Origin of the sequence: Streptomyces atriruber (assembly GCF_001418325.1) — a bacterium.
GTDB lineage: Bacteria > Actinomycetota > Actinomycetes > Streptomycetales > Streptomycetaceae > Streptomyces > Streptomyces atriruber.
The window spans coordinates 1-7,035 of the sequence record NZ_LIPN01000473.1 but is presented as its reverse complement, the minus strand read 5'-3'; the positions used below and the strand labels follow the sequence as shown (position 1 = coordinate 7,035).

5 protein-coding genes and 1 pseudogene are annotated in these 7,035 nt (G+C 72.2%); 4 read left to right on the top strand and 2 right to left on the bottom strand.

All coding sequences use genetic code 11. From position 1 onward, the window contains the following. Both AOK03_RS36260 and AOK03_RS36255 read left to right on the top strand, forming a co-directional pair. The coding region (locus AOK03_RS36260; protein ID WP_157869171.1) for a hypothetical protein at nucleotides 1–830 on the top strand (830 nt) is incomplete at its 5' end. A 144-nt stretch (nucleotides 831–974) separates the two neighbouring features. Then, nucleotides 975–3,119 (top strand): phosphoinositide-specific phospholipase C-related protein, encoded by a 2,145-nt coding sequence (locus AOK03_RS36255; protein WP_079075173.1) that lies wholly within the window; start codon nucleotides 975–977, stop codon nucleotides 3,117–3,119. Here the strand turns inward: AOK03_RS36255 and AOK03_RS36250 are convergent. Then, complete coding sequence (locus tag AOK03_RS36250) at nucleotides 3,103–3,894, bottom strand: GNAT family N-acetyltransferase (protein ID WP_055569641.1); 792 nt, start codon at nucleotides 3,892–3,894, stop codon at nucleotides 3,103–3,105. The two genes, AOK03_RS36255 and AOK03_RS36250, sit on opposite strands and share 17 nt — an antisense overlap. Nucleotides 3,895–4,010: 116 nt before the next feature. Then, the gene (locus AOK03_RS36245) at nucleotides 4,011–5,420 is read right to left on the bottom strand and encodes a short-chain fatty acyl-CoA regulator family protein (RefSeq protein WP_055569639.1); all 1,410 of its coding nucleotides are present in this window, start codon (nucleotides 5,418–5,420) and stop codon (nucleotides 4,011–4,013) included. Nucleotides 5,421–5,838: 418 nt separating this feature from the next. On the opposite strand from AOK03_RS36245, the pseudogene AOK03_RS44520 reads away from it, so the two are divergent. Then, nucleotides 5,839–6,386 (top strand): annotated as a pseudogene (locus tag AOK03_RS44520) (isocitrate lyase/phosphoenolpyruvate mutase family protein); the annotation flags it as partial. 2 nt (nucleotides 6,387–6,388) lie between these two features. Then, nucleotides 6,389–6,937 (top strand): isocitrate lyase (gene aceA, locus AOK03_RS44515; protein ID WP_244177887.1); only part of this gene is annotated, 549 nt, incomplete at its 5' end. Nucleotides 6,938–7,035 lie beyond the last annotated feature (98 nt).

The following is a 7,035-nucleotide window of genomic DNA, read 5'->3' as shown; positions in this document are numbered from 1 at the left end:
CCCCCACCCCCTCCGAACCCCAATTCGGCTGGGTGGAGATCCTCGGTGCCGTCGGATCCCTCGTCACCCTCCTGACCGCGGTCCTCTTCTACTTCGGCTGGGCGAGCACCGACGCCGAGACCAAGGCGCTCGGCCTGCGCGACACCGTCTTCCACCTCTCCACCAGCGACTACTTGTTGCGCAGTGTCGGAGCCCTCTACCTCCCGGCCTGGCTCGCCGCTGGCGTCGCGCTCGGCACGCTCGGGGTGCTCCGCTGGACGGCGGGCGAACCGGAACGGCTGGCTCGCGCGGTGCGTGTCCTGCGGTTCGCCTGGGCCGTCCCGCTCGCCCTCGTGCCGCTGTATCCGCTCAGCCCCTGGCTGTTCGACCTCGTGCTCCCCCTCACCGCGATCGGCGGCCTCACGCTCAACGCGTACGCCCGCACCCGCGAACGCCGGGACCTTCGGCTGTGGGGGCTCACTCTCTTCGTCTGCGTGCTGTCGCTGTTCTGGGCCGTGTCGGCGTACGCCGCGATCGCGGGCCGGGGCCGCGCGGAGCTGACCGAGCGGACGGTCCGCAGCGATTTCCCCGCCGTCGTCGTCTTCAGCGAGAAGGACCTGATGATCCGGGGCGGCGGCAGCTGTTTCCGCCGCGTCACCGACAAGGGGAGCCAGTACGCGTACGAGTACGGCGGGCTTCGCCTGTTCCACGTCTCCGGGGACCGCGTCTTCCTCGTGCCGCGCGACTGGACTCCCGAGGACGGCACCCTCTACGTCCTCAAGGAGGGATCGGGGCAGCGCGTCGACCTGCTCAGCGGGTCGGTCCGTCGGGCCGGGGAGTGCCGGGGCTGAGGGGCCGGTGTGGCGCCGCGTCCCTGCGCGGCGGATGATCGTTCCGTGAGTGGCAGTGACGCGGAGGGCCGGGGCGCCACGGCAGCGGGGCGACGGCGGTCCCGGACAGGGCGGTCCTGGATACGGCGGTCCTGGATACGGCCCGTGGCCTGGGGTGTTCTGGCCCTGTCGACGGCAGTGCTGGTCCTCGCCGGTTGTGCCCGCGCGACCGTGCTGAACCGTGTCTTCTACCAGGCCGTGCTGGATGAACAGGGTGCCTACGAGCGGCTGTACGACGAGGTGCTCGTCGATCCGGCGACGGCCCGGGTCACCCGGGACCTCCTCGGCAGGCTGCCGGTTCCCGAGGCACAGGTGACGGCGAACCTGAAGAACGTGCTGCCGCCCGCCACCCTGCGCACCCTGGTGGACGAGCAGATCGGTCACGCCGTGGGCTATCTGCGCGGGGAGGAGCCGCGCCTTCGTCTCTCCGTCGATCTGCGGCCCGTCCTCACGAACATCGGCAGCTTCGCCGAGATCTACCTCGGCGACCTGGTCGCCTCCGCCCAGGGGCGGCAGTCCCCCGACTTCGCCGCCTTCGCGCGCGAGCTGACGGCCGCTCTGGACGACCTCTCCCGTGGCCGCCGCCCCGAGAACCTCCCCGAGCTGCGCCTCGAACCCAGCGCCGCCCGGCAGGCGGCAGAGTGGCTGATGGGGCCCGTCCCGGAGGACCGGCGGGCGGATCTGCGCCCTCAGGTGGAGGCGTCGCTGGGCACCGGGGACGTGGCCTCGGCCCTCGCGGCCGTGGGGCCTTACGCGCTCGGCGACCGCGGCCCCGGCGCCGCCTCCGATCTGTCGGTCCTCACGGACGACGGCCACTGGAACGTCGTGCCGGACCTGGCGGCCGCGGGCGTCGACCTGGGGGCGGCCGAAGAGGCCCGGCACTTCACCAAGCTCGCGCTGGGGTGGGTCCAGGGCATCGCGTGCGTGCTCGCTCTCGCGTCGGTCGGGGTGCTGGCCTTCACCGGCTCCGCGTCCTGGCCGGTGCGGGTGCGCCGCGTCGGCACGGCGCTGGCGGCGGGAGGCGCGCTGGCCGCGGTGGTGCTCGCCCTGGCACGGTGGCAGGTCGGCGGCCTGATGGCCCACCCGCCGCAGAGCTGGCCGTCCTCAGTCCGCAGCCTCCTCGACGATGTGCAGCACGGTGCCGCGGACGCCCTCGTCTCGGTGGGGCTGATCACGGCGGCGCTCCCGCTGCTGGCCGGGCTGGCGCTGGCCGGGGCGGCATGGGCGTACGAGAAGGTGGTGGCGCGGCGCGGGGCGCGGCTGACGGGGCGGCGGCGGAGCGCGGTCTTCGGTACGGCGGGCGGGGTCCTGGTGGCCGTCGCGGTGGCGGGTGCGGTGCTGGCCCCGCTGGCGGCGGGCAAGGAGGCCCGCGAGCTGTGCCTGGGCTCGGAGTCGCTCTGCGACAAGCGGTACGACCAGGTCGCCTATCTGGCCACGCACAACGCGATGTCGACGACGGCCGACCGGTTCATCGGCCCGCTCCAGGACCCGGACATCGTCGCGCAGCTGAACGCCGGGGCCCGCGGCCTCCTGATCGACACCCAGACGTGGGAGACCCCCGAGGAGGTGGCGGAACGGCTGCGGGAGGCGGATTTCCCGCCCGACATGAAGGAGCAGATCACCCGGCTGGTCGAACGGGCCAATCCGCCGCGCCCCGGGACGTGGCTGTGTCACGCGGTGTGCCGGGCCGGGGCGATCCCCCTGGTGGAGACGCTGCGCAAGATCGGCGCCTGGCTCGACGAGCACCCCGGTGAACTGGTCACCCTGGTCGTCCAGGACGCCATCGACGGCGAACAGACGCGGCAGGCGTTCCGCCGGGCGGGTCTTGAGCGGCTGGTGTTCACGCCGCACGCGGACCCGGGCCGGCCCTGGCCCACCCTGGGCGAGATGATCGGCTCGGGGCGGCGCCTGGTGGTCTTCGCCGAACAGGCCGACGGGCCCGCGCCCTGGTACCGCAACTTCTACCGGTACGGCATGGAGACCCCGTTCGCGTACACCGCGCCCGAGCAGATGAACTGCGCCCCGCATCGCGGCGGGACCGGCAAGCGGCTGTTCCTGCTGAACCACTTCATCACCGACATGGGCGGCAGCAGGCTCGACGCCGCCGTCGTGAACAAGCGCGACTTCATCCTGGAGCGGGCCCGCCGCTGCGAGAAGGACCGCGGCAGGCCGGTCAATTTCGTCGCCGTCGACTTCGCCACCATCGGCGACGCCCTGGGTGCCGTCGACACGCTCAATCGGGAGCGTTGAGCGGCATTTCGGTCGCGAGCAGGGCGTGTTCGGTGAAGCGACCGCACGCGTGGAAGCCGAGACGGCGGTAGACGGGCTCGCCCTCGGCCGACGCCTGGAGCACCGCCAGGCAGTGGCCTCGGTCACGGGCGGCGTGGAGCGCGGCGAGGGTGATGGCGCCGCCGTAGCCGCGTCCTCGGTGTGCGGCCAGCGTGCTGATGTTGTAGATCCCGGCGACTCCCGCGTGCGTGAACACCTCGGCGGAGCAGACCGCGCGGCCCTCGACGCAGCCGACGAGGTAGTGGGCCGGGGAGTCCGGGGCGAGGGCCCGGGGTGCGGTCCGGTCGTGGAAGCGGCGGACGGTCTCGGCGGGCGGGGTCCAGTTCGCGGCGAGCACCGTGGCGTAGTCGGCGAGTTGCCGGGCCGTGGTCACCGGCCGGATGTCGAGTCCGGGCACGGCGGGCTGCGGTGGGAGCGCGTCCAGCTCCGCCCACATCGCCGTCTCGTGTTCCGAGGCCGGCAGCCCGGCGGCCGTGAGCCGCGCGGACAGGTCCGGCGGTGTCGACGCGGGGCCGACCCACCAGGAGAAGGGGCGGCCCGTCGCCGCCAGCGCCCGCGCGGTCACGGCGATGCATGCCGGGGCGGTCTCGGCGGTGCAGCGGGCCATGGCGACGATGTTGAAGGTGTCGTCGTCGAGACCGCTGTCGGCGACGAGGAGGTCGTCGGTCTCCACGACCATCGCGCCCGGCAGGTCCCGATGGAGGTGGCAGGCGTGCTCGGCCAGGTTCTGTTCCATCCTCGTGAGCAGGTCGGCCCGGTCGGGACGGCCCGGCTGCCCGGGAGGCGGCACACCGTCTCGGTGATCGCTGTTCATACTTCCGCACCTTCCCGTGCCGCGTCCGGGTCTGCCAGTCATTTCTGCCCGTCGGCCACCGGATAGGGCACGAACGTGCTGCTGTTCTGGTCGATCCGCAGGGGGCGGCCCAGCGGCGGCGCGGCCCGCTGGGGGCAGTCGAGGCGTTCGCAGACCCGGCAGCCCATGCCGATGGGTGTGGCGGCCGACGCGCTGGAGAGGTCGAGCCCGTCGGAGTAGACGAGCCGGTGGGCGTGGCGGATCTCGCAGCCGAGCCCGATGGCGAAGGTCTTGCCGGGTTCCCCCCAGCCGCCGCGGTGCCGGGTGATGGCGCGTGCGGTCCACAAGTAGCGCTGCCCGTCGGGCATTTCGGCGATCTGTACGTGGATGCGGCCCGGCGCGGCGAAGGCCTCGTACACGTTCCAGAGCGGGCAGGTGCCGCCGGTCCGCGAGAAGTGGAAGCCGGTGGCGGACTGCCGTTTGGAGAGGTTGCCCGCCCGGTCGACGCGGACGAAGGAGAAGGGCACGCCGCGCAGACGGGGGCGCTGCAGGGTGCTCAGCCGGTGGCAGACGGTCTCGTAGCCGAGGCCGTGGCGGTCGGTGAGGCGTTCGATGTCGTAGCGGACCTCTTCGGCCGCCGCGTGGAAGGCGCGGTACGGCAGGACGAGTGCGGCGGCGAAGTAGTGGGCGATGCCGATGCGGGCGAGGGCGTGGGTCGGCGTGCCGGGCGTGAAGTCGTCGGCGGCCTGGCGGTCGAGGAGGTCGCCGTGTTCGAGGAGCGCGAGCTGGGTGGCCATGCGGAAGGCGCGCTGGCCGGGGCGCAGGCGGCCGGACAGGTGGAGGGTGCGGGTCGCGTCGTCGTAGTGGTGGAGGCGGTCGCCGGTCTCGGCCGTCATCCGGACGCCGTGGGCGTCGGTGAGCCGTGCGGTCAGGGCGCGGGTGACCTCGCCGGGCCGGATGCCCAGCTCCTCGGCCAGGTGCTCGGCGGCGAGGTCGGTGTCGTGAAGGTAGTTCCGGCGGCGGTAGAAGAAGTCGCGGATCTCCTCGTGGGGCGAGCGGGGCAGGTCGGGGACCGCGCCGTCGCGGCCGTCTGCGGCCTCCGCGAGCCGTTCGGAGAGGAGTTGGCTGCGGCGGCCGAGATCCAGCAGGACCTGGGCGACCGCGGGCATGCGCGAGGCGAGCTCGGCGAGGTCGGTGGAGGAGACGCGGGCGTCGGCGAGTTCGCCGACCAGTGCCTCCCTGAGGTCCGCCACGAGCCGTGTGGCGTCCCGCTCCGAGAAGAAGCCGGGGTCCACGCCGAAGGTCTCCGTCAGCCGGAGCAGGACGGGCACGGTGAGGGGGCGGGAGTCGTGTTCCATCTGGTTGAGGTAGCTCGGGGAGATGGCCAGGGTGCGGGCCAGCTCGGCCTGGCTCATCCGGCGCTCCTCGCGCAGCCGCCGCAGTCGCGCGCCCGCATACGTCTTGCTCACCGTGGGGTCCTCCGTGATCCGACGTGGGGCCAGGTGGGCGTCAGCGTACGGGAACCAGGACGCCGAACCGCCTTCGCAAAGTTGGCAATTCCGCGCTCGAAGATTCGCAGAAATTGGCATACGTCCACGATTGATGGCACTGAGTGCCAGTGCCAGAGTCTGAGTGCGGCTCACCGGGCTCCGGCGGTCGGCACCCGGACCGGGATCCGATTCATGCCCTGACGTCGGTGATCCCGGCCTGGGCAGTGGCCCGCACCCGGCAGCATTGCTCACTTTCGCCACTCGGCGGAGCCGGTGAGCCGCACCCTCGAAGCACTGCGGGACCCATTAGAGACACGCCGTGCCATCACAGCCCGCGAGGCCTTGGGGCATTGGCAGACGACACACGTACGACTCGGTCAAGGAGACGGTGACAGCAATGGCAGACGCGAGGAAGCACGCGGCCGAAGAGCTCGCACGGCGCTGGGCCACCGACCCCCGGTGGCAGGGCATCGAGCGCACGTACAGCGCCGACGAGGTCGTCCGGCTCTCCGGCAGCGTCCGCGAGGAGCACACCCTGGCACGCCGCGGCGCGGAGCGGCTGTGGCGCCAACTGCACGACCTGGACTACGTCCACGCGCTCGGCGCGCTGACCGGCGGCCAGGCGGTCCAGCAGGTCAAGGCCGGTCTCCAGGCCATCTATCTGTCCGGCTGGCAGGTCGCGGCCGACGCCAACCAGGCCGGTCACACCTACCCGGACCAGAGCCTGTACCCGGCCAACTCCGTTCCGCAGGTGGTGCGCCGGATCAACAACGCGCTGCTGCGCGCCGACCAGATCGCCACGAGCGAGGGCGACGACACGGTGGACTGGCTGGCGCCGGTCGTCGCTGACGCGGAGGCCGGTTTCGGCGGTCCCCTCAACGCCTTCGAACTGACCAAGGCGATGATCGCGGCGGGTGCGGCCGGCATCCACTACGAGGACCAGCTNNCGGTTCGTGACCGGCGAGCGCACGGCGGAGGGCTTCTACCGGGTGCGCAACGGCATGGACCCGGTGATCGCGCGCGGACTCGCCTACGCCCCCTACGCCGACCTCATCTGGGTGGAGACCGGCACCCCGGACCTGGCGCAGGCCCGCGAGTTCGCCGAGGCGATCCACGCCGAGCACCCGGACCAGATGCTGGCCTACAACTGCTCGCCCTCCTTCAACTGGAAGGCCGCGCTGGACGACGACCAGATCGCCAAGTTCCAGCGGGAGCTCGGGGCGATGGGCTACAAGTTCCAGTTCATCACGCTGGCGGGCTTCCACTCCCTCAACCACGGCATGTTCGATCTGGCGCGCGGCTACGCGGAGCACGGCATGACCGCGTACGTCGACCTGCAGGAGCGGGAGTTCGCGGCGCAGGAGCACGGTTTCACCGCGGTCAGGCACCAGCGCGAGGTCGGGACCGGCTACTTCGACCTCGTGTCGACCGCGGTCAATCCCGCCTCCTCGACCACCGCGCTGGCGGACTCCACGGAGACGGAGCAGTTCCACTAGGCGCTCCGCCGAGGGCGGTGACGCGCCCTTCGGGATGCGTCACCGCCCCCTCTCCCCCTGTCCCTCCCCCATCAGGAGCTGTCTCTTTATACACATCT

What these genes read in the sequence shown, in the direction of transcription:
- AOK03_RS36250 (WP_055569641.1), bottom strand. Translation starts at nt 3,894, where the DNA reads ATGGAACAGAACCTGGCCGAGCACGCCTGCCACCTCCATCGGGACCTG.